This window comes from Nakamurella endophytica, from assembly GCF_014646215.1.
Taxonomy (GTDB): Bacteria; Actinomycetota; Actinomycetes; order Mycobacteriales; family Nakamurellaceae; genus Nakamurella; species Nakamurella endophytica.
Window position 1 is genome coordinate 1 of sequence record NZ_BMNA01000017.1, and the last position, 20,484, is coordinate 20,484.

16 protein-coding genes are annotated in these 20,484 nt (G+C 74.5%); 3 read left to right on the forward strand and 13 right to left on the reverse strand.

All coding sequences use genetic code 11. The features are described 5' to 3' along the window. The first annotated feature begins 858 nt into the window (after positions 1–858). Entirely contained in the window at positions 859–1,206 is a 348-nt protein-coding gene (locus IEY37_RS20250; RefSeq protein ID WP_188944749.1) for a hypothetical protein, read from the forward strand. A 123-nt stretch (positions 1,207–1,329) separates the two neighbouring features. Here the strand turns inward: IEY37_RS20250 and IEY37_RS20255 are convergent, their stop codons facing one another. The 9 genes from IEY37_RS20255 to IEY37_RS20295 form a co-directional block, all read right to left on the reverse strand. Then, positions 1,330–2,133 (reverse strand): SDR family oxidoreductase, encoded by an 804-nt coding sequence (locus tag IEY37_RS20255; RefSeq protein ID WP_188944750.1) that lies wholly within the window; start codon positions 2,131–2,133, stop codon positions 1,330–1,332. A 1-nt stretch (position 2,134) separates the two neighbouring features. Further along, complete coding sequence (locus IEY37_RS20260; protein ID WP_229674707.1) at positions 2,135–4,270, reverse strand: 3-hydroxyacyl-CoA dehydrogenase NAD-binding domain-containing protein; 2,136 nt, start codon at positions 4,268–4,270, stop codon at positions 2,135–2,137. A gap of 125 nt (positions 4,271–4,395) precedes the next feature. Beyond that, a complete protein-coding gene (locus tag IEY37_RS20265) occupies positions 4,396–5,676 on the reverse strand; it encodes a thiolase family protein (protein ID WP_188944751.1) in 1,281 nt (426 codons plus the stop codon). A 144-nt stretch (positions 5,677–5,820) separates the two neighbouring features. Continuing rightward, positions 5,821–7,302, reverse strand: a complete 1,482-nt coding sequence (locus tag IEY37_RS20270; RefSeq protein WP_188944752.1) for a ribonuclease D — start codon at positions 7,300–7,302, stop codon at positions 5,821–5,823. Between the two features lie 125 nt (positions 7,303–7,427). Further along, complete coding sequence (locus IEY37_RS20275) at positions 7,428–8,099, reverse strand: helix-turn-helix transcriptional regulator (protein ID WP_188944753.1); 672 nt, start codon at positions 8,097–8,099, stop codon at positions 7,428–7,430. Between the two features lie 199 nt (positions 8,100–8,298). Beyond that, positions 8,299–8,916 (reverse strand): DUF3000 domain-containing protein, encoded by a 618-nt coding sequence (locus tag IEY37_RS20280; protein ID WP_188944754.1) that lies wholly within the window; start codon positions 8,914–8,916, stop codon positions 8,299–8,301. A gap of 127 nt (positions 8,917–9,043) precedes the next feature. Then, a complete protein-coding gene (gene msrB, locus IEY37_RS20285) occupies positions 9,044–9,454 on the reverse strand; it encodes a peptide-methionine (R)-S-oxide reductase MsrB (protein ID WP_188944755.1) in 411 nt (136 codons plus the stop codon). A 55-nt stretch (positions 9,455–9,509) separates the two neighbouring features. Beyond that, a complete protein-coding gene (locus IEY37_RS20290; RefSeq protein WP_188944756.1) occupies positions 9,510–11,147 on the reverse strand; it encodes an alpha/beta hydrolase in 1,638 nt (545 codons plus the stop codon). After that, the gene (locus tag IEY37_RS20295; protein WP_188944757.1) at positions 11,144–11,875 is read right to left on the reverse strand and encodes a pyrimidine reductase family protein; all 732 of its coding nucleotides are present in this window, start codon (positions 11,873–11,875) and stop codon (positions 11,144–11,146) included. The genes IEY37_RS20290 and IEY37_RS20295 overlap by 4 nt, the downstream gene beginning before the upstream one ends. A 98-nt stretch (positions 11,876–11,973) precedes the next feature. Between IEY37_RS20295 and zapE the strand changes: the two genes are divergently transcribed. Next, the gene (zapE, locus tag IEY37_RS20300) at positions 11,974–12,981 is read left to right on the forward strand and encodes a cell division protein ZapE (RefSeq protein WP_188944758.1); all 1,008 of its coding nucleotides are present in this window, start codon (positions 11,974–11,976) and stop codon (positions 12,979–12,981) included. A 49-nt stretch (positions 12,982–13,030) separates the two neighbouring features. Here the strand turns inward: zapE and rocD are convergent, their stop codons facing one another. After that, positions 13,031–14,239: an ornithine--oxo-acid transaminase gene (gene rocD / locus IEY37_RS20305; RefSeq protein ID WP_188944801.1), complete on the reverse strand. Its 1,209-nt coding sequence runs from the start codon at positions 14,237–14,239 to the stop codon at positions 13,031–13,033. Between the two features lie 342 nt (positions 14,240–14,581). Next, on the reverse strand, positions 14,582–15,073 hold the full coding sequence (locus tag IEY37_RS20310; RefSeq protein ID WP_188944759.1) for a hypothetical protein: 492 nt from the start codon (positions 15,071–15,073) through the stop codon (positions 14,582–14,584). Between the two features lie 112 nt (positions 15,074–15,185). Between IEY37_RS20310 and IEY37_RS20315 the strand changes: the two genes are divergently transcribed. Then, on the forward strand, positions 15,186–15,701 hold the full coding sequence (locus tag IEY37_RS20315; protein ID WP_188944760.1) for a YdbT family protein: 516 nt from the start codon (positions 15,186–15,188) through the stop codon (positions 15,699–15,701). Positions 15,702–15,738: 37 nt separating this feature from the next. Here IEY37_RS20315 and IEY37_RS20320 read toward each other — a convergent pair whose 3' ends face one another. After that, complete coding sequence (locus tag IEY37_RS20320) at positions 15,739–18,858, reverse strand: sensor domain-containing protein (RefSeq protein WP_188944761.1); 3,120 nt, start codon at positions 18,856–18,858, stop codon at positions 15,739–15,741. Between the two features lie 206 nt (positions 18,859–19,064). Next, entirely contained in the window at positions 19,065–20,462 is a 1,398-nt protein-coding gene (locus tag IEY37_RS20325) for an alanine--tRNA ligase-related protein (protein WP_188944762.1), read from the reverse strand. Positions 20,463–20,484: the final 22 nt, after the last annotated feature.

Here is a 20,484-nt window from a genome sequence, read left to right on the forward strand (position 1 = left end):
ACACCGCCATCGGAGGTCAACCACCCATCACCAGATTGACCAACCTCCCTGGGCAGTACACCTAGGGCTCCCGGCCACGGTCGCCCCGGAGCCGTCCCCAGCGTGCGCGTCAGCGGAACTTCTCCACCAACGGTGGATCTGTCCACAGGGTCCCGGAGAGGCATTGCGCCGTGATCGCCCGGCGCGCACGCTGGCCCGGCCACACCGGATAAGGCGGGGTGCGCGGGATCGAGAGGGGACACGATGGCGGATCGGTGGCGGGTGTCGGCGGCGGCGGCGTCCGTGCTGGCCGTCCTGCTGATGGTCGCCGCCTGCGCGAGACCCGGCGGCGCGGCGGCGGTGCCGACCGGTGCGGCCGTCACGGAGCCGTCCTCGAGCGGTGCGGCGTCGGCTCCCCGGGCCGGGGACGCGTCGTCCGGTGCGGTCGGCGCCTCATCGGCGAGGGGCGCACCCGGCTCGGGAGCGCCCGCGTCCCCGGCCGCGTCGCCGGCGTCGTCCGCAGCGGACGGCGCGACGGCGACGGTAGCGACGGGGGTCGGATCCGCATCCGCGCCGACGCACCCACCGGCCGCGGTGTCCACCGGCACGTCCGCGTCCCCGTCACCGACGGAGCCGGGGTGGACCGTCCATGCCTCGCCGGCGGGCCCGTCGGCGTCGCTGCCGCCACCCGGGCAGGACTACCTCCCCTCGTCCTCGTCGAGCGGCTACCCGGTGCCCTCCCTGCCCGGGCCGGATCCGATGCCGGTGTCCAGCGGACCGGAGGGGGACCGGGGGCGCTGGGTGTGGGGGTCTCGGTGGCAGGCCGACGAGGTGTCGATGCGGGGGTGCAGGGGACTCGCACCGGTCGGGTCCGGGCGCGTGACGGTGCAGTTCGACGTCTCCGGTCGGGTGTTGCTCGACGACGGCGGGGAGCGGGTGGTTGCTCGGTGGGACGCCCGGGACGAGCAGGTCCGGCTCACGCAGATCACCCGGACCCCGCAGGGATGGACCTCGTTCGGCACGGACCAGCCTCGGGTGATGGCCGCCGCGGAGGCGCTGCTCGGCCCGACCGCCGGGCCGGTGACCCTCACGCTGGGTGCCGACCACGACCGACTCGTCACCACGCGTGCCGAGACCTGCATCGTCTGGCACCCGACGGATTTCTGGGAGACCCACCAGCAAGGCGGCCCGGTGGATCCGACGGGACCGCCCACCACCAGCCGCTGACTGCCCGAGACAAGCTGTGGATGAGCAGGTCGCATCCGTCTCAGCCGGGCCCGGCGGGCACCATCAGCACCCCGTAAAGATCGGCGTCCGGCCGGTGACTCAATGCCCTGGTCGCGTCCCGTCTCAGCCAGGGCCGCCGGTCACCGTCAGACCGCCGTCGACGACGAGCGTCTGGCCGGTGATCCAGGCGGCGTCGGGGGAGGCCAGGAAGGTGACGGCGGCGGCGACGTCCTCCGGCTCGCCCAACCGGCCCAGCGGGTACGCGGCGGCGACCTGGTCCTCGCGGCCCTCGTACAGCGCCCGGGCGAAGCGGGTGCGGACGACGGCCGGCGCCACCGCGTTCACCCGCACCGCCGGCGCCAGCTCGACGGCCAGCTGTGCCGCGAGCTGGGCCACCGCGGCCTTGCTCACCCCGTACATGCCGATGCCCGGAGCGGGTCGCAGGCCCGCGACCGAGCCGAGCAGGACCACAGCGCCGCCGCGATCGTGCAGGCCCGACCGGCAGACCGCCCGCACCCAGGACAGCGTGCCCAGCACGTTGACGTCGAGGATCTTGCGGCCGGCGCCCTCGGGCAGGTCGAGCAGCGGCCCGTGCGCCGGGTTGATGCCCGCGTTGGCCACCAGCACGTCGACCGGCCCGAACCGCTCGGTGGCGGCGGCGATCGTCGCGCGCTGGTGCTTCTCGTCGTCGGCGTGCCCGGCCACGCCGAGCGCGACCTCCGGACCGCCGAGTGTGGCGACCGCGTCGTCCAGCGGCTGTCGATGCCGGCCGGTGACCACCACCCGCGCGCCCTCGGCGACGAGTCGCGCCGCCACCGCCAACCCGATGCCGCGGCTGGCTCCGGTCACCACCGCCACCCGACCCGCGAACCGGGACGCGGTGAGCGCGACCGCGGCCGGTCCTGCACCGGGGAAGTCGGGCGTCACGTCAGGACGGGAGTGTGCCGACGCCCGGCGGGTGAAAGCGGCGTCCGGTCACCCGTTCCGACACGCCGGTCCGATCCAGGTACGGGGTGATGCCGCCCAGCCAGAACGGCCACCCGGCGCCGGTGAGCAGCGCGAGGTCGATGTCCGCCGCATCCGCGACCACGCCCTCGTCGAGCATCAGCCGGGCCTCCTCGGCGAGCGCGTCCAGCGCCCGGTCGCGGACCTGCTGTTCGGTCGACCCCAGGTCGCCGCGCTGCCACAGCGCGGCGATCTCGGGATCCAGTCCCTGCTCGCCGGTCTCGTCCCAGGCCACCAGGGTGCGGAACCCGCCGTCGACGATGCGGCGCAGGTTGTCCGACACCGGGAAGCGGTCGCCGAACGCCTCGTGCAGCGTCTCGGTCACGTGCAGCGCCACTGCCGGGCCCACCAGTTGCAGCAGCATGATCGGCGTCATCGGCAGCCCGAGCGGCGCGAGCGCGCGGTCGGCGACCGCCGGGTCGGTGCCTTCGTCGATGGCGGCGATGATCTCGCCCATGAACCGGGTGAGCAGCCGGTTCACCACGAACGCCGGTGCGTCGGCGGTGATCACCGGCCCCTTCTTGAGCTTCCGCGCCAGGTCGAGCGCGGTCGCGACCGCCACGTCCGACGTCGCGGGCGAGCGCACCACTTCCACCAGGGGCAGCACCGAGATCGGATTGAAGAAGTGGAAGCCGACCACCCGTTCCGGGTGGCGCAGCTCGGCCGACATGGCGGCGATCGACAGCGACGAGGTGTTCGTGGCCAGCAGCGCGTCCGGCGTCACCACCTCCTCCAGCGCCGCCAACACCGTCCGCTTGACCGACAGCTCCTCGAACACCGCTTCGATGACGACGTCCGCGTCCGAGAACGCTTGGTAGTCGAGCGATCCGGTGACCAGCGCGGTCAACCGGTTCGCCTCGTCGGCGGTGGCCCGGCCCTTCGCGGCCCGCTCGGCGATCTTCCGGTGCACCCCGGCCACGCCGCGATCGAGACGGGCCTGGTCGACGTCGGTCAGCACCACCGGCACGTGCAGCCGCTGCGCGAACAGCAGCGCGATCTGCCCGGCCATCAGCCCGGCCCCGACGACACCGACCTTCGTGATCGGCCGCGGCGACACGCCGTCCGGCGCGCCGACCGGGCGGCGCGCCCGCTTCTGGGTCAGGTCGAACGCGTAGAGCCCCGCGCGGAACTCCTCCGACAGGATCAGGTCCGCCAGGGCGTCGGCCTCCGCTGCCAGACCGGTGTCCAGGTCCTCGGTGCGGGCGGCGGCGATCCGTTCGAGGGCCCGGTAGGGGGACCGCGCCGCGCCGTGGGTCCGCATGTCGGCGACGATCCGCCCGCGTTCCAGCGCCGCGTCCCACGCCGGGGCGTGCCCGGCCGCGGTCCAGTCGGTGCGCGGCACCGTGACCGCGCCGGACACCACGCCCGCCGCCCAGGCCAGGGACTGCTCAAGGTAGTCCGCCGGATCGAGCACCACGTCGACCAGCCCGAGCCGGGCCGCGTCCCGGGGCCGGAGCATCCGGTTGGTGTCCAGCGGGTTCTCGACGACCACCGTCACCGCGTTCTCGGGGCCCACCAGGCGGGGCAGCAGCTGGGTGCCGCCCCAGCCGGGCAGGATGCCCAGGAAGACCTCGGGCAGCGCCAGCATCGCCGCGTTGCCGGCCAGGGTCCGGTAGTGGCAGGCCAGTGCCAGCTCCACGCCGCCACCGAGCGCCGCTCCGTTGACGAAGGCGAACGTCGGCACCGGGCTGTCGTGCAGCCGGCGGAAGGTGGAGTGCCCCAGAACGGCGACCTCGCGCGCCGTCTCGCGATCGGGAATCGCGCCGATCTGCGACAGGTCCGCGCCCACTGCGAACACGAACGGCTTGCCGGTGACGGCGATGGCGGCAGGCGCGGCGGCGAAGGCCTCGTCCAGTGCCCGGTTCAGCGACGCCAGGCCCTGCGGGCCGAAGGTCGACGGCCGGGTGTGATCCTTGCCGTTGTCCAGGGTGATGAGCGCGATACGCCCGGCAAGTCCGGGGACCCGGACCAGGCGGGTGACGGCACGGGTGACCACCTCGGGACGGACGCCCGGGGACCGGCCGGCGCCGGCGGACGCCGGGTCGGTGGCGCTCGACACAGTGTCGGGGGCTGCGGTCGCCGGGGCGGTGTCTGGGGCGGTCCCCGGGGCGGCGTCCGTGGCTCTATCCGTGGCGCCTGCCGAACCGGCGGGTGCCTGCGGCACCGGCACCTCCATGCCGGCGGTCACCGGTCACCACCGGCCGCACCGGTGGCGCTCTCGGCGGCGCTCTCGGCGACACCGTCGTGGCCGGCGTCCCCGGGACCGCCCGTGCAGTGCGGGTTCTCCCACACCACGGTGCCGCCCATGCCGAGCCCGACACACATCGTCGTCAACCCGTACCGGACCTCGGGGCGCTCGGCGAACTGCCGGGCGAGCTGCGTCATGAGCCGGACCCCGGAGGAGGCCAACGGGTGTCCGAGCGCGATGGCGCCGCCGTACGGGTTGACGCGCTCGTCGTCGTCGGCGATGCCGAAGTGGTCGGTGAACGCCAGCACCTGGACGGCGAACGCCTCGTTGATCTCGATCAGCCCGATGTCGTCGATCCCGAGACCGGCCTTGCCGAGCGCCTTCACGGTCGCAGGGATCGGCCCGGTGCCCATCGTCTCCGGATCCACGCCGGCGAACGCCCAGGACACCATGCGCATCCGCACCGGCAACCCGAGCTCGGCGGCCACCTCCGCCGACGCGAGCAGGCAGCCGGTCGCACCGTCGGTCAACCCGGAGCTGTTGCCGGCGGTGACCCGGCCGTGCGGGCGGAACGGCGTCCGCAGGGTGGCCAGCGTCTCCGGCGTGGTGCCGGGGCGGGGCAGCTCGTCGGCCATCGCCAGATCCCAGCCGTTCGCCGACGACCGGGCGGCGACCGGCACCAGGTCGGGTTCGATCTGCCCGTTGGCCAGCGCCTTGGCGTACCGCTCCTGGCTGGCCACGGCGTAGGCGTCGGCGCGCTCCCGGGTCAGCTGCGGGTACCGGTCGTGCAGATTCTCCGCGGTGGCGCCCATCACCAGCGCCGACGGGTCCACCAGCCGGTCGGCGACGAACCGCGGGTTCGGGTCCGCGCCCTCGCCCATCGGGTGATGTCCCATGTGCTCCACGCCGCCGGCGATCACGACGTCGTACGCGCCCGCCACGATGCCCGACGCGACCGAGGTGACGGCGGTCATCGCCCCGGCACACATCCGGTCGATGGCAAACCCCGGCACGGTGCGGGGGAGACCGGCCAGCAGCGCGGCCGTCCGGCCGATGGTCAGTCCCTGGTCGCCGATCTGCGTGGCGGCGGCGACGGCCACCTCGTCGACCCGCTCGGGCGGCAGCTCCGGGTGCCGCCGGAGCAGCTCCCGGATCACCTTGACCATCAGGTCGTCGGACCGGTTCTCGGCGAACTGGCCCTTCTCGCCGGCGCGGCCGAACGGGGTACGGACGCCCTCGACGAAGACGACGTCGCGCAGCGTGCGGGGTGTGCTCACGGCTGTCCTCCACCACTGGATCGGTGCGCCGGCCGGTGTCCCTGTGGCCACCGGCGGCCCGGCCCGGTCGTCGCGGCGGCCGTGTCCGGAGGCCGCGGCAGGGCCGACGCGGCGATGCTACCCAAGAACCTACTCGTCGGTAACTTAGCCGGCCGCGGGCGCGGGCGCCGCCTGCAGCGCAGCGGCGATCGGAGCGGCGGTCAGCGCCACCTGCCAGGGCCTGGCCCCGCCGGTGCGCAGCCGCTCGGCCACCCGCCGGACCACGGGATCGGCCGCCCCCGGCACGTCGGCGGTGTCGACGGTGTCGACGGTGTCGACGGTGTCAGCAGTGTCGGCGGTGTCAGCGGTGTCAGCGGTCGACGCGTCCGACCCGGCCCCGTCCGCCGGAGCCGCCCCGTCGGAGGCGTCCACACGGAGACCAGAACCGGAACCGTCCTCCGCCGCGCCGACGCCGTGAGCTCCAGGCCCCCCGCCGCCGGCCGGCGCGTCCGGCGACAGGATCTCGGTGCCGGCGGACCAGACGAGCCGGCGCACCAGGTCGGGGGCCAGCAGGTTCTCCACCGGCAGCCCGCCCTGTTCGGCGACCAGGGCGAGCGCCGCGCGGACCCCTTGCAGCCGGGCCGCGGCGGCCGGGTCCTTGGTGGACCAGCGGCCGGGCGGGGGTGGCCCATCGGAGGGCAGCGTGACGGTGGGCAGCTGCGCCGCCGGCAGCCGCAGGGCCCGGTCGATCGCCTCCCACCAGAGCGTCGCCTGGCGTCGCTGCACCCGCCCGGAGAAGACCGGCAGGGCCACCAGGTCCGCCGGCGAGGACGGCCGCGCCTGCGCGGCCGCGACGATGGCCGAGTCCGGCAGCACCCGGTGCGGTGCCAGGTCGCGGCGGCGCGCCAGGGCATCGCGGGCCAGCCACAGCTCCCGCACCACCGCGAGCACCCGCCGGTCGTGCAGCCGGTGGATGCCGGACGTGCGGCGCCATGGGTCGACGCGCGGCTCGGCCGGCGGCGCGGCGACGATCGCCGCGAACTCCTGCTGCGCCCACTCGGTCTTGCCCTGCCGCTCGAGCAGATCGGCCATGGCGTCGCGGAGCTCCAGCAGGACCTCGACGTCCAGAGCGGCGTAGTCCAGCCAGGCCTGCGGCAGCGGGCGGGTCGACCAGTCCGCGGCGCCGTGCCCCTTGGCCAGCCCCAACCCCAGCATCTGCTCGACCAGCGGACCCAGCCCCACCCGCGGCAGCCCGGCGAGCCGGCCCGCGAGCTCCGTGTCGAACAGCCGGCGGGGTCGGATGCCGATCTCGGCCAGGCACGGCAGGTCCTGGTTCGCCGCGTGGAGCACCCACTCGGACCGGGACAGCGGCTCGTCGAGCACGCTCAGGTCGCCGAGCGCGATCGGGTCGAACAGCGCGGTTCCGAGGTCGGCACGCCGCAACTGCACCAGGTACGCCCGCGACCCGTAGCGGAAGCCCGAGGCCCGCTCGGCGTCCAACGCCACCGGCCCGCCGGGCGTGGCCAGCCGGCGTGCCCAGTCGGCCAGCACCACCGGGTCGGTGATCGGCTGCAGGTGCCCGTCCCGGGGGACGAGCAGCGGCACGACCGTGGAGGTGTCCTCGCCGTCGTCCGCCGTCTGGGTCACCCGGCCATTCTGGGCGTCGACGGCCGGCGGCGCGTCACCGACCCGCGGCGGACGCGTGACCCCGGTGGTGACGTCCTCCGCGGCGAGGGTCGCGGGCCGGGGTGCGGACACCCCGGCCCGGGTGGTCAGGAGATGACCCCCGCGCGCATGGCCAGCGCGACCATGTGTGCGCGGTCGCCGGTGCCCAGCTTGCGGCCGATCCGCGCCAGGTGGCTCTTGACGGTCAGCGCGGACAGCGAGAGCTGGTCGCCGATCCACTTGTTGGACCGGCCGTCGGCCACCAGCCGGATGACCTCGATCTCGCGCGACGACAGGTCGTGGATCGAGTGCGGGATGGTGGCGGCGGCCGGGTTCGCCCGGCGGCCGATCAGCACGCCGTTCACCCCGGCGCCGACGGCGTCGATGACCGGGCCGATCTCGGCGGTCGGCGCGAGGGCCAGCACCCTGGTCCACCCGGCGCTCCGCAGCGACTCGATCATCCGGACGGTGTCCGCGCCGTTGGCCAGGCTGACCAGAGCCAGGTCGCCACGCTCGCCGCGGCCGGTGAGCTCCTCCACGGCGGCCAGCGAGCCGGCGACCAGCACCGAGCCGATGCCGACCTCGGTCAGTCCGGTCTGCAGCGGCTCACGGGTGGACCGGTCCGGGTCCACGATCAGGACGGTGGTGTTCCGCAGGACGTCGCCGCCGGTGTCGAGCACCGGGCCGCGCTGGGTCGGCAGCAGGGTGCCGACGGACGGTAGTTCCTCCGTGGAACGGATCGGGGAGGACGTGTCCACCCCGAGCAACGCAGCATTCATGGCGCCTCCCGACTGAAGCGGCCCACGATGGCAGGGGTGTGCCGACGTCGCACGTGTCCCCGAACACTTCACCACCGTCGACCTGTGTGGTGGGACGTCCTACCCGTTGTCCCGACGATCGGACGTCCCGGTGTCCAGTGTCGTTGTCCGGGCAGGAGCGGGTCAAGCACACGATGTGGCGAATGTTGACGAACAGTAATCAGGGCACGCGTACGTTCGAGGGACCGCTTCGGCCGATCGCCGCCACACCCTCCGGCGGAAGACCCGCGGCGACAGCGAGTAAGTCCCCGAAGCTCTGCAGATGGGCGCCCACGTCCCGTCCGGCCACCGTCCAGGACGCCCGTATCTCCAGGTCATCGTTGCGATGCGGGCCGGCGATGTCGCCGAAGCGGGTCGACGACGTGGCGGTGACGGTGCCACCGAGAGCGACCATCTCCGCGGCGCGGCCCTCGAGGCAGTCCGTCAACCAACTCCACGCGACGTCCGGCAGCAGAGGGTCGCGAGCCAGTTCGGGCTCCATTTCGGCCGACAGGAACACTACGATCCGTAGCGTTCCGTCCCAGGCCGCTAGGCCGTTCGGGTCATGCAGGAGGACGAACCGGCCGCTGGCGGACTCCGGACGCTCGTCGCTCGGGGCGACCTGGGCGGACAGGGCATGGCTGAACGGGGCCAGCTTGGCGGGCGCCGGCAGCGGCGAGACCTCGACCTCGGGACGCAGCCTGGCGGCCTGCAACTGGGCCACCGCGTCACCGAACTCGGCCGGCACCAGGGGCACCGGCACATCGGCGGCGCCGCCGGGGACGGTCGAGAACGACATGGACGGACCTTAGGACGACACACCGACAGCCACGCGGATCCGACTCGCCGGGACCGCCGCACCGGGCACGTGGGCGAGAGCGGACCGAGGATCCGCGGTCGGGGCGGAGCGCGGGTGCCGGCTCCGGTCAGCCGGTCGCCGGCTCCAGCCGGAGTGCCACGGAGTTGATGCACCACCGCTGGTCGGTGGGGGTGTCGTAGCCCTCGCCGGTGAAGACGTGTCCCAGGTGCGAGTCGCAGCTGGCGCAGCGGACCTCGGTGCGGACCGTGCCGAAGCTGCGGTCGGTGACCAGGACGACGTTGTCGTCGGCGGTCGGCGCGTAGAAGCTCGGCCAGCCGCAGTGCGAGGCGAACTTGGTCTCGGAGCGGAACAGCTCGGCGCCGCAGGCGCGGCAGTGGTAGACGCCGACGGTCTCGGTGTCGGTGTACTCACCGGTGTACGGGCGCTCGGTCGCCGCCTGGCGGAGCACCGCGTACGCCGCCGGATCGAGCTCCCGCCGCCACTCGTCCTCGGTCTTGGTCACCTTCGTGCTGGCCATGCCACGACGGTACGCGGGCGCCGGCCCGACGACCCCGGCCGGCGGGGACCGCGGGTCAGGGCGGGCAGAGCGTGCCGGCGGCGGGCACCCGGTGCTGCAGCAGGTAGGCGTCGACGGTGGCCGAGATGCAGGCGCTCGCGGGGTAGGCGCCGTGCGCCCCGGACTGCCAGCTGACCAGGACGGCCGACGGCATCTGGGCGGCCAGCGACCGGACCGCCGAGTAGGGGGACAGCACGTCATCCACCGCCCCGAGCACGAGGAACGGCGGTGCGCCGGCACCGGACACCGGTCCCAGTGCGGCCGCCGGAGCCGGCCAGTCGGCGCACAGTGCCACCGTCCCGGCGGCCCACGGGCCGAACAGCGGCGCCGCGGTCCGGGCCTTGCCCACCGCGTCGGTCAGGGCCGCCGCACTCACCCTGGTCGACGTGTCGTTGCAGGCGTAGATCAACGCCGCGGACAGCCGGGCCGGCACCGCGTCCCCGCCCAGGGCGCCGGTGACCAGGTCGGCGAGCGGGCCGGGGTCCGAATCGGCATCGTCGAGGGCTGCGATCGCCGAGGCCAGCGCCGGCCAGCGGTCCTGGTCGGGCAGCTCGAGCAGCAGGGCGAGCAGCACGGTGCCCCCGGTGACCAGCCGCCCGCCGTCGGCCGTGATGCCGACGTCCCCCAGTGCCTGGACCAGCGCGGTGATCCGGCCGCGCGGGTCCGTGCCGAGCGGGCAGCCGCCGGAGAACCCGGCGCAGGCGGCGGCGAACGTGTCGAGAGCCTTCTCCGCCGCGACCGCGGTGGCCAGCGCCGTGGCGTCCGGGCCGAGCCGGGGGTCGGCCGGGCCGTCGAGCACCATGGCGGCCACCCGACCGGGGTAGCGGTGCGCGTAGACGGCCCCCAGCGTCGCGCCGTGCCCGCGGCCGAGGAAGGTCAGCGCCGGCACCCCGAGCGCCGCCCGCACGGTGTCCAGGTCGTCGGCGGCCGGGGTGGTCGCGAACCGGGTGAGGTCGGGTCCGGCCTCGTCCGTGCAGTCGAACGTCAGGTCCCGCGACAGCCGCGACAGCAGGTCCCCGGACGTCGCCTGCTCTGGATCGGGTGCCAGGGCCAGCAGGTCGCCGGCGTCGGCCGGACTCACGCAGTCGACGCCGACGGAGTCGCCGGTGCCGCGCAGGTCCAGCGTGACCACCGCGAACCGGGCCGTCACGGCAGCAGGCAGGCTGCCGGCCACCGAGGCGGCCGCGCCGACGCCGTTCTCGCCGGGCGCGCCGAGCACCGCGACCAGCGGCGGCGCGCTGTCGGCCAGCCCGTCGGCCCGGGCGCGCTGGATGCCGACGGTCAGCGCGTCCCCGTCCTGGCCGTCGTAGGCCTTGGGTACCTCGATCTGGGCGCAGTCCAGCCGAAACCTCCGCCCGCCGACCTCTGCGCTGGAGCCGGTCGCACACGTCCGCCAGCGCACCGGGTCCGAGCGGCGTCCCGGCCCGCCGGGGCCGGTGGGCGGGGTGCGGGGCGCCGCCGACGACGCCGGGGGAGCCGGTTCCCCCGAGGTGACCAGCGGCGGCCGGCTGGACGGCCCGAGGCTGCATCCGGCGACCACGGCCAGGACCGCGGCCAGCCAGCCCAGCAGCCCGGCCCGCAGGCGTCGTCGCGCGCTCCTCGCAATCCGCCGGGTGCGGGTCCACCGAGCGGGGGTGACCTGGTCCGGCGTCACGTCCGCGCCCGCAGGTACCGGGTGAACAGGTGGCCGCCGGACCGGTGCAGCGTCGCGAGCCGCCAGTCCCCGGCGACGCCGTCCTGCCCGCCGAGCAGCTCGGTGGCCGGCCCGCCGGCGACGACCGGTGCGGTGGTCAGGCACAGCTCGTCCACCAGGTTCGCCCGGACCAGCCGGCCGAGCAGGGCCGGCCCGCCCTCGCACCCGACGTGCCGCAGACCCCGGGCGGCCAGGGCGTCGAGCGCCCGGGACAGGTCCACGTCACCGTCCCGGTCGTCGCCGACGGCCAGCACGGTCGCCGGGACGCCGGACAGCCTCGCGGCGCCGGCGGCGGTGGTCAGCACGATCGGCGGCACCGAGGTCCGGGTGAACAGCGGGAGATCAGGGTCCAGCCCACCGCGGGTGACGACGGCGACGGGCGGCGGGTCACCCAGACCCCACCGGGCCCGGCGCGCGCGGCTCTCCGGGGTGTCGCCGGACCCGCCGTAGCCCTCGGCGCGCACGGTCGCCGCGCCCACCAGCACGACGTCGGCGGTGTCCCGCAGCAGCTGGAACAGCCGGCGGTCGGCGTCGTCGCCGAGCGCGCCGCTGCGGCCGGCGACCGCTGTCCGCCCGTCCAGCGACACGATCATGTTCGCCCGCAGCCAGCGGCCGGCGGGCCAGGGGTAGGACCGCGCCAGCTCGTCGTCGTCCGGGTCCGCGTGGTACCCGGAGAAGAGCCGTTCCACCGCTCCATCCCATCACGCGGGCGGCGCGGGGCGGCCGCGGTCGCCGGCCGTTCCGCGCCCGCCGGGCCGCTGCGGACCGTGCTCTACAGTCGGTGCCCGTGCCCGCCCACCTCGTCGACGCCGAGCCGGTGGTCACCCCGCGGGAGCTGATCACCGGGCTGGTGCCGCCGCCGCGCTTCGACGGCGTCCGGTTCGAGACCTACCGGCCGGACCCCGCCGAACCGAGCCAGCGGGCCGCGCTCGACGAGCTGGCGGCCTTCGCCCGCCGGATCGCCGAACCGCCGCGGCGCGGGCTGTTCCGGCGGGCCGTCCCGCAGGCCGGCGCGGTGTACCTGGACGGCGGCTTCGGCGTCGGCAAGACGCACCTGCTGGCCTCGCTGTGGCATGCGCTCGCCGAGGTGCCACCCGAGCGCAAGGCCTACGGCACCTTCGTCGAGTACACGAACCTGGTCGGAGCGCTCGGCTTCGCCGAGACGGTGCGGCAGCTGTCGGACCACGTCCTGGTGGCCGTCGACGAGTTCGAGCTGGACGACCCGGGGGACACCATGCTGATGACCCGGCTGCTCGGCGAGCTGGCCGACGCCGGGGTGCACCTGGCCGCGACGTCCAACACGCTCCCGGACCGGCTGGGCGAGGGCCGGTTCGCGGCCGAGGACTTCCGCCGCGAGATCCAGGGCCTGTCGTCGCGGTTCACCACGCTGCGGGTGGACGGTCCGGACTACCGGCACGCCGGTCTCGCGGACGCGCCGCGGCCGCTGCCCGACGACCGGCTGCTGGCCGCCGCGGACGCGACGCCGGGGTCGACCCTCGACGACTTCGACGCGCTCACCGGCAAGCTCGCCCGGCTGCACCCGTCCCGCTACGGCGCCCTCGTGCGGGACGTCGCCGCCGTGCACGTCCGTGACGTCCACGCCACCGCGGACCAGTCCGCCGCGCTGCGCTGGGTCGTGCTCATCGACCGGCTGTACGACCGGACGGTCCCGGTGCGGGCCTCGGGGGAGCCGCTGGACACCCTGTTCACGCCGGAGATGCTGCGCGGCGGCTACCGCAAGAAGTACCTGCGGGCCACGTCCCGGCTGCTGGCGCTGGCCCGCGAGGCCGCCTGACCCGACGCCGGCCCGCCGGGGGCCGGCCCGGGGTCCCGGGCGTGCCGGCTCAGCCCCGGATCTCGGCTAGCACGGCGGCGAGAGTGTCGACAGCTGAGTCGATCTCGTCCGTGGTGACGACGATCGGTGGGGCGAACCGCAGCGTGGTGTCGTGGGTCTCCTTGACCAGGACGCCGCGCCGCGCCAGCTCCTCGGACACCGGCCGGCCCTCGCCGATCTCCGGCGCGAGTTCCACCCCCGCCCACAGACCGCGGCCGCGGACCTCGGCGACGCCGCGCCCGACGAGCTCGCCGAGCCGGGCGTGCAGGTGCGCACCGACCTCGGTGGCCCGGCGCTGCATCCCGCCGGTCCGCAGCAGGGCGACGACGGCGCGACCCACCGCGCAGGCCAACGGGTTCCCGCCGAACGTCGACCCGTGGCTGCCCGGCGTCAGCACCCCGAGGACGTCCCGGCGGCCGACCACCGCGGACACCGGCAGGATGCCGCCGCCCAGCGCCTTGCCCAGCGTGTACAGGTCGGCGCGGACACCCTCGTGGTCCAGCGCCAGCACCTCGCCGGTGCGGCCGAGCCCGGACTGGATCTCGTCGGCGATCAGCAGCACGCCGTGCTCGTCGCAGAGCCGGCGCACCTCGCGCAGGTACCCGGCCGGCGGCACGACGACGCCGGCCTCGCCCTGGATCGGTTCGAGCAGCACCGCGGCGGTGTCGGGCGTGAGCGCGGCGGCCAGGGCCTCCGCGTCGCCGTACTTGACGTTGACGAAACCCGGTGTGAAGGGCCCGTAGTCGGCGACCGCGACCGGGTCGTCGGAGAACGACACGATCGAGATCGTCCGGCCGTGGAAGTTGCCGCCGGCGGTGACGATCTGCGCCTGGTTCTCCGGCACGCCCTTGATCCGGTAGGCCCACTTGCGGGCCACCTTGATGGCCGCCTCGACGGCCTCCGCGCCCGAGTTGGCGGGCAGCACCATCTCGGTCCCGGTCAGGTCCGCCAGTTCCTCGCAGAACAGCCCGAGCTGGTCGTGGTGGAACGCCCGGGAGGTCAGGGTCACCCGGCCCAGCTGCTCGACCGCAGCCGCAACCAGGTCGGGGTGCCGGTGTCCGAAGTTGAGAGCCGAGTAGCCGGCCAGCATGTCGAGGTAGCGGGTGCCGTGGACGTCGGTCATCCAGGCGCCTTCGGCGTGCGCGATCACCACCGGCAGGGGGTGGTAGTTGTGCGCGCACCAGGCGTCGTCGAGTTCGATGAAGTCCGCGGCCGTCACGGGCGCGGCACCCCCCGTCCGGGTGGGGGCTGCCGGTGCGGGACGGGTGGTGGTCACGGGTTCTCCTGGCTCGGCGGCGACGCGTCGCGCCGGTGCCGCGGCCCCCCGGGCGTGCCGTCCGCGGGTCCGGCGCCGCGCGGGTGTCCGGCCCAGCCTAGACGGTCGGCGTCGCCCGCCGGGTTCCCGGCGAGGCGGAGGTGGGAGTGGTGCCCCGCTGGTTTGTCGGGGAACCGGCGGGGCTCCGTAGTTGTACCGCCGCCGCAAGGTCACTTCCAGTAGTGACCAGGCTGTAATTCTCCACGTTATGTGATCGTGACCCGGTCTCCGAGAGACCCGGACGGCTCAGCGCAGGATCTCCACCAGCAGCACCCAGGCGTTGCTGACCGCGCCGAGCAGGGCGCCGAGGATGCCGGCGAGGACCCAGGCCAGACCGCCGCCCGCGCCGGCGAGCAGGCTGATGCCGCCGACGGCGTACAGCAGCGTGCCCGGTACCAGGACCAGCAGCCGGGACATCAGCCAGCCGGGATGTCCGCGCATGCCGGTGAACGCCGCGCGTCTGGACAGCAGCAGCACGGCCAGCAACGCCGCGCTGACGCACAGCGCCTCCACCCCGAGCGCGCTGGTGCCCTGCGGGACCAGCCCGAAGACGCTGATCACGACCGCGCCCAGCAGCAGCACGACCGTCTGCAGACCCCGCTCGGGGACGCCGGCGAGCGCGAGGATGCGCTCGATGTTGATCGAGACCGCGACGAACACCAGGCCGGCCAGCGCGGCTGCCGCGCCCGCGGTGGCGACGAACAGGTCGTGCCAGGCCTCGGTGTCGTAGTTCTGCACCGGCACAGCATGGCAGCCGGGTCGCGACATGGTCCCACACGTCCCATTTCTGCGGATTCCGCGGCGCGCGGCGGCGCGGTGTGGCACCTTCTCGGCCCAGGGACCCACCGCTGTGACGAGGAGGACCGATGTCCGGGAGCCGTTCGTGACCTCGGCCCGCCCGTCCGGACCGGGTGTCGGCACCACGGTGCTGCGGATCAGCACCCGCATGCGGGCGCTCGCGCTGGTGCTGCTGGTGGCCTTCGACGCGCTCATGGTGTGGCTCGCCGTCTTCAGCCTGACCAAGCTGGCCACCGGGCCCAGTCCCGGGCTCGCCGTCTTCGTCGGTGTCGTCGCGCTGCTCATGACCTGGGCGCTGTGGCTGCTGTACCGGACCCGGACCGTCGTCACCCCGGACACCGTCGTGCTCAGGTACGGGTTCTTCCCGACCGTCCGCGTCCCGCGGGACCGGATCACCGGCGTCGAGGTCCGGCTGGTGTCCTACAACGGCGCGGGCGGCGGGTTCGTGCACACGCCGTACCTCTCGACCGCCGACGGCGACCGGCGCCTGGTGTTCATGCTGGGCCGACGCTCGGAGGCCGCAGCCCGGCGGGAGGCCGCGAACCTGCGGCGCCTGCTGGGGATCTGAGGACGCCACCCGGTGCCGCCGCGGTGCCGCCCCGGCGCTACGACGACTGGCGGGACGGGCTGCGTGTCGGGTCCGCTGCCGGCCGGCCGACCGGCGGGCGGGGGTGCACGGCGTAGCCCTGTGCCGGGATCGACGCCGACCCGTCGACGGGTGGTCGGCCGTCGGCGATCGGTCCGGTGGACACCGACCCCGCGCCCGGCCACAGCTGTTCGAACAGCGCCGTCAGCGGCTGCGGCGGCGAGATGTGGTATCCCTGCGCGTAATCCACCCCCAGCCGGCGGACCACCTCGTGGACGGCGGCGTCGGAGACGAACTCGGCGATCGTCTGCTTGCCGAGCCCGGCGGCGATGTCGACGATCGAGGCCAGGATGAGCTGGTCCGTCGGGTTGCCAGGGGCCTTGGTGACGAACTCGCCGTCGATCTTGATGAAGTCGAAGAGCAGGTGCTTGAGGTAGTAGAAGGACCCGTACCCCGCGCCGAAGTCGTCCAGCGCGAAACGGCAGCCGAGGGACCCGATCCGCTCGGCGAAGGCGCGCGCCGCCTCGATGTCGGAGACCGCCGCCGTCTCGGTGATCTCCAGCACCAGCCCGTGCGGGTCGATGCCGGACCGCAGCACCGCCTCGGTGATGTGGTCGGCGAGCTCGGCGTTGCCGACGCTCTGGCCCGACAGGTTGACCTCCACGGAGAAGTCCGGGTCGTGCTGCTGCGCGACGGCGAGCGCCTGCACCGCCCGGGTGACCATGAAGGTGTCGATGTCGGTGATCAGCCGGGTCCGCTCGGCGATGTAGAGGAACCGGCCGGGCATCACCAGCCCGCCGTCCTCGTCCACCATCCGGACGAGCAGCTCCGCCCCGGCGATGCGGCCGCTGCGCAGGTCCTGCACCGGCTGCGCGTGCACGGTGAACCGGCCGTCCTCGAGCGCGTGCGCGATCCGGTCGGTCCAGGCGATCCGGGCGCCGGTGCGGGTCTCCGGGAACCGGGTCGCGTCCATCACGACGAACCGGTCCCGCCCGGCGTCCTTGGCGTCGTACATCACCATGTCGGAGCTGGCCAGCAGCTCCGACGGCGCGGCGCCGAGGTCCTCGATGAGCACGACGCCGACGCTGGCGGTGACCCGGCGCGGGCGCGTGCCGTCGAGTACCCGCACCTCGGAGCGGATCAGGTCCACCACGTCCCGGGCCACGGTCTCGGCGCCCGCCCGGTCGACGCGGGGCAGCAGCACGACGAACTCGTCGCCGCCGAGCCGGGCCACCACGTCCGAGGACCGCATCCGGGCGCGCAGCACGTCACCGACGGAGACCAGCAGCTGGTCGCCGACGTGGTGCCCGAGGGTGTCGTTGACCGCCTTGAAGTTGTCCAGGTCCAGCATCATCAGCGCACCGGCCGGGCCGCCGTAGCGGCGGCAGCGGTCCAGGTGCGAGGCCAGCTCCTCGTCGAACCGGCGCCGGTTGAACAGGCCGGTGAGCGGGTCGTGGTCGGCGAGCCGGGCCAGCTGCTCCTCGTAGCGCTTGCGTTCGGACACGTCGACGACGGTGACCAGGATGCCGTCCACGGCTCCGGTGGTGCCGGTCATGGTCACCGCCGCGACGGCCAGCGTGGTCTCGTCCGGCTCGCCGCGCCGGACGGTGCGCTGGACGTCGATCCGGGCGGTGGAGCCGTCGAGCAGGTCGGCCGGGAAGCCGTCGGCGGCCGCGCCGGCGAAGCCCGGCAGCTGGTCGACGTGCCGGCCCACGAGCTCGGCCGGGGGCCGGTGCAGCAGCGCGGACGCGGCGGCGTTGACCTGCTCCACCCGGCCGTGGGCGTCCAGCAGCAGCTTGCCGTGCGGCGCGGCGTCGAACAGCCGGTCGGCACGGTCGCGGGCGCGCCGCAGCTCGTCCTGCTGCCGGCGGAACGAGGTGACGTCGCGCCCCAGGCTCAGGGCCTGCGGACCGGGCTGGCCGTCGACGGCGGGCAGCGGCACCGCGACGATCTCGGTGATCCGCCCGGTGTGCGTGGAGACCAGCTCGACGGAGGCCACCCGCCCGGCCAGCGCGGACCGCAGCAGGGGTGCGACCAGGGCCGCGTTCGCCGGGCTCGACGTCTCCCACAAGGTGCGCCCGGTGACACCGTCCAGGCCCTGCCGCGCCAGGCCGGCGCCGACGGCGAGCCGGTAGGTCAGGGTGTCGTCGACGACCAGCACGCTGGTGTCCGGCAGGTGGTCCAGCAGCACCCGCCAGCGGGCCTCACCGGCGGCGGCGGCCGTCATGGCCTGTTCCTGGGCGGTGATGTCGCTGGCCACACCGGTCCAGCCGACCTGCCGGCCGTCGGCGTCGCGGAGCCGGGTGATCGCCAGCCGAACCCGGAGCGTCGAGCCGTCCCGCCGGCGGTACGTCCACGGCCGGACGTCGGCCCCGTCCTGGGGCACCGCGGCGGTGAGCACCGCGACGCCCGGGGCCACGCCGAGATCCTGCGCGCGGGCCTCGATCTCGTCGGAGAGGTGGAAGGCGACGGGGCCCGCCCGGCCCACGACGTCGGCGGAGCGGTGTCCGAGCATCCGTTCGGCGCCCTCGCTGAACAGCCGGACGGTGCCCGCCAGGTCGAAGGTGACGACCGCATGGTCGGTGGCCGCCCGCAGCACCGACGACAGCTGCCCGGCGAGCTCGGCGCTGCGCTGCTCCGCGCTGCGCATCCGCTGCACCGCGCGCTGCAGCGGCGGGCAGACCACCGCCAGCAGTCCGGCCCACAGCAGCCCGCGGCGCCACTCGTCCATGTCGTAGAGCGGTCGCCCGACCACCAGCAGCGGGAGCCAGAACAGCAGGCCGGTGGCCGCGAGGGACAGCCACAGCTGTACCTGGTCTCCGTACAGCACGATCCACAGCACGGGCAGCAGCAGCAACGGTGTCACCGCGGACAGGCTCCCGCCGCTGACCTGGCGTCCCGCCGCCAGCACCACGAAGGACGCCAGCAGCACAGCGGTCTCCAGGCCCCGGCGCAGTCCCGTCCGGGCCATGACCGCGGCCATGGCCGCGACGACCGGTACGCCGAGCAGACCGGCCCAGATCTCCAGCGGGACGTCGGCATACGGGGGCAGCAGCAGGGCGAGTACGCCGGCGAACGCGACGCCGGCGAAGGGCAGGGCGGTCCTCGCCCGCCCGTACCGCAGGATGGCCTCTCGCATCTCTCGCACCTGACCGAGGCCGCCACCTCGAACGATCCCGACACCGACGACGTACCGTACCGTGTCGGACACGTACTGTTAGGTGCCTCGGCGCGGCATCTGGGTGGATCCACGCCGCCGAGCCCCCGGCGGCCGCCGCGGGGGTTCGGCCGGGCGTGCCGGTGCGGCGGCGATGCGCTACGGCCGGGCGGGTGGCGCCCGCCGGGTCAGACGCCGAGCGAGGTACTCCGCCGGCTGCGGGCACGCTGGGCGGCCATCTCGGTGTCGAATTCGGTGCTCCACAGGTCGCTCACCGCGATGCCGGAACGCCGGGCCTGCTCGGTGGACAGCTCCACCGGGAAACCGAAGGTGTCGTACAGGGTGAACAACTCCTTGCCGGTGATGCCGGTCCGCCGGTATCCCTCGAGCTGCCGGATGCCCTTGCGCAGCGAGCGGCGGAAGGCGCGTTCCTCCCGGGCCAGCACCTGGGCGACCTCGCCCGCGCTCTCGGCGACCTCGGGGTAGTGGTGCTCGTAGATGCCGGCGATGGTCGGCACGATCTCGGCGACGAAGTCCTCGGACAGGCCCAGGTCGACGGCGAACCGCATGGCGCGGCGCACCAGCCGGCGGAGCACGTAGCCCTGTGCCTTGTTGCCGGGCCGGACACCGTCCACGGCGAGGAAGGTGGCCCCGCGCAGGTGGTCCGCGATCACCCGCATGGCCTCGGTGTCGTCGTCGTAGCTGCGTCCGGAGAGCTCCTGCAGCCGCTCGACGACGGGCCACAGGCTGCTGATCCGGAAGATGTCCGGGCTGTCCATGGTGGCCGCGGACAACCGCGCCAGGCCGGCGCCGAAGTCCACGTTGCGCTGCGGCAGTTCCTCGAAGCCCGTCGCGGTCCGGCGGTACTGCAGGAAGACCGAGTTGCCGAGCTCGACGAAGCGCCCGCAGTCGCAGTTCTGGTGGCAGTACCGGCCGTACGCCGGGTCGTGGGGGACCTGCGGGTAGAGGTAGAACATCTCGGAGTCGGGACCGCCCGGCTCGCCGACCGGCATGCTGCGCGCGGACCCGCCGCGGCACCACCAGTTCTTCTTGCCGTAGAAGACGATCCGGGCACCGCCGGTGCCGACCTCCGAGGCGTGCTCCTCCGAGTCGACCTCGGCGCGGTCGGCGGACACCCCGGCGGCCCGGAACAGGCCCGTCCAGATGTCCGCGGCCTCCAGGTCGCGCGGGATGCCGTGCTCGTCGTCGCCGGAGAAGCAGGTGACGTAGATGCGGGCCGGGTCCAGGCCGAGCACCGCGGTCAGGAACTCCCAGCACTGTGGGAGCTGAACGTCCTTGAAGTAGTCGCCCAGGCTCCAGTTGCCGAGCATCTCGAAGAACGTGGTGTGCCGGTTGTCGCCGACGTCCTCGATGTCCTGCGCCCGCAGGCACGTCTGGCTGTCCGTCAGTCGTCGGCAGGCCGGGTGCGGCGCACCGAGCAGGTACGGCAGCAGCGGTTGCATGCCGCTGCCGGTGAACAGGGTGGTCGGATCGTCGTGCGGCACCAGTGGCGCCCGCGGCAGCACCACGTGCCCCCGGTCGGCCATGAACTCCAGGTACGCGGTCCGGATCGCGTCGACGTCCATCACGGGATTGCACACCACCGAC